The following is a 1,907-nucleotide window of genomic DNA, read 5'->3' as shown; positions in this document are numbered from 1 at the left end:
GTAGAAAATGGCATGCTGACATGGAGTAATAATGCCGGACTACCCAATCCTGCCCCATATCCATTGCCCCAACCGCTAAGTGAGATTATTGAGCTGGATAAATCATATTGGGTGCAAAACGGTTACCCGTACACCATGCCAATATCTTTCCGACACCGCTACAACCAGCCCAAAGTGTATGTTCAGATATCACATACTACTTTAAGCCCGACTCCTTATTCTGCCAACCTTTGTAATTTAGATGGCGGTCAGGTGTCTTTGCGTACCAATGTGCCATTTGCCAATATTGGCGTCTCCGTATTTTTTACTTTGTTTGTCACAGAAGGAGGTATTTGATCGATTGAACGGCTGCGTGGTGGTGCTGCAACACCAATCCACGCCAGCTTCGGCAGTCCATGTCTGCGTTAGCCTTTTTTACCGTACCTCGCGAGGTGCGGCGATTTTATCACTAACGACAAGGATGCTGTGAAAAATGAAACATCGTTGCAAAAATTGTTTTAAGTTGTTGGCTGTTGGCCGTGGTTGCTTTGAAATCAAGTGTCCGCGCTGCAAATCGCTTAATCACTTTAAAACCCAATAATTCAATCTTGAGTGCCTTTGAGTACCGATGCTTATATATAGGAGTAATCATGACTCAAAAGCCTCTGCCAATTGTGCCCTGGATGGGCGGTAAACGCCGCTTGGCCAAACATTTGCTGCCCATGTTTCCGGAGCACTCATGTTACGTGGAGCTCTTCGCTGGTGGTGCCGCCTTGTTTTTTATGCGTCCTCAACCTGCCAAGTGCGAGGTACTCAACGATCTCAATGGTCAACTTATCAATCTATACCGTGTGGTGCAGCACCATTTCGACGAGTTTGTACGCCAGTTCGAGTGGACGCTGACCAGCCGCGAGGTTTTTACACGGCTGCAATCAATCCCACTTGATAGCATGACGGACATCCAACGTGCTGCCCGGTTTTATTATCTGCAGCATACTGCGTTCGGCGCTAAGCCCATTGACCAGCACTTCGGCACAGCGACTACAGGCGCCGGATTTAAAGCTGCCGACATTGCAAGCCGTCTGGCCGCCGCCCGACAAAGGCTCAATGGCGTATACATAGAAAACGAGCCGTGGGAAAAGTGCTTCAAACGCTACGACCGAGCTCACACCTTTTTCTATGCAGACCCGCCATACTGGCAGCTCGCAGGTTATGACCGTGCTTTTGATTGGCCCCAGTACGAACTACTGGCCAAAATGATGCGTGAGTGCAAAGGTAAAGTCATGCTGTCCATAAACGACCACCCGGATATTCTCAATCTGTTTAAAGATTTCCGCATCGATCGTCTCGAGCTTGCATATTCGGTTGGGCGCGATAAAACGCAAAAGACCAGTGGCGAGCTGGTCATCTGTAACTGGTAATTGTTAAAAGGGACGATATCGTCCCTTTTATTATTCTGCGTTCCTGGTAGCAATCAGTCTTAATGCAGCAGTAAGGTAGTCAGTGTGTGATGGTGCGCCGGCGGCTACCATTTCTTTGTTAGGTTGGCGGAAAAGTAACTCTTCTACAGCCCTAAACAAAGCATCTGTTATATCTTCCTCTTGCTCTTTAAGTTCCAACGCACGCTTGGCTAGTTCATAGCCGCCTTCGCTGTCCATATAAGTGCGGATATCTTCGAGGCAATCGTGCAAGGTACACTCCCAAATCATTATCAGGGTATTGTGCCAAACAACCTCAGCATCCAGCCCTGCGCGGTATACTTCGGCGAAGAAGCCTTGATTAGGATTCTTTGTCTTAACGTATTTTGTAGCAGCTCTGATTTCTAATGTGTCCATTTTTTAATTTCCTTGTATGTTTAACTGATGGATACATGATGCCCTAGCTTCTTAAAACAGCCGAGCAATCGGAGTGCTTTGTTCAAGCCAATA

3 protein-coding genes and 1 pseudogene are annotated in these 1,907 nt (G+C 47.4%); 3 read left to right on the top strand and 1 reads right to left on the bottom strand.

All coding sequences use genetic code 11. The annotated features are described in order from the left end of the window. The 3 genes and pseudogenes from ACEPPX_RS11685 to ACEPPX_RS11675 form a co-directional block, all read left to right on the top strand. Positions 1-336: pseudogene (locus ACEPPX_RS11685) on the top strand (hypothetical protein); the annotation flags it as partial. Between the two features lie 136 nt (positions 337-472). Further along, complete coding sequence (locus tag ACEPPX_RS11680; protein ID WP_416624178.1) at positions 473-580, top strand: zinc finger domain-containing protein; 108 nt, start codon at positions 473-475, stop codon at positions 578-580. 49 nt (positions 581-629) lie between these two features. Beyond that, on the top strand, positions 630-1,400 hold the full coding sequence (locus ACEPPX_RS11675) for a DNA adenine methylase (protein ID WP_416624177.1): 771 nt from the start codon (positions 630-632) through the stop codon (positions 1,398-1,400). Positions 1,401-1,430: 30 nt separating this feature from the next. On the opposite strand, the gene ACEPPX_RS11670 is transcribed toward ACEPPX_RS11675, so the two are convergent. Beyond that, a complete protein-coding gene (locus ACEPPX_RS11670) occupies positions 1,431-1,814 on the bottom strand; it encodes a hypothetical protein (protein WP_416624176.1) in 384 nt (127 codons plus the stop codon). Positions 1,815-1,907: the final 93 nt, after the last annotated feature.

This window comes from Neisseria sp. S1 (assembly GCF_048060015.1).
In the GTDB taxonomy this organism is placed as follows: domain Bacteria; phylum Pseudomonadota; class Gammaproteobacteria; order Burkholderiales; family Neisseriaceae; genus Neisseria; species Neisseria arctica.
This window is presented reverse-complemented; position numbering and strand designations above follow the sequence as displayed.

Coding starts and splice junctions, on each gene's coding strand:
- ACEPPX_RS11675 (WP_416624177.1), top strand. CDS start 630: ATGACTCAAAAGCCTCTGCCAATTGTGCCCTGGATGGGCGGTAAACGC.
- ACEPPX_RS11680 (WP_416624178.1), top strand. CDS start 473: ATGAAACATCGTTGCAAAAATTGTTTTAAGTTGTTGGCTGTTGGCCGT.
- ACEPPX_RS11670 (WP_416624176.1), bottom strand. CDS start 1,814: ATGGACACATTAGAAATCAGAGCTGCTACAAAATACGTTAAGACAAAG.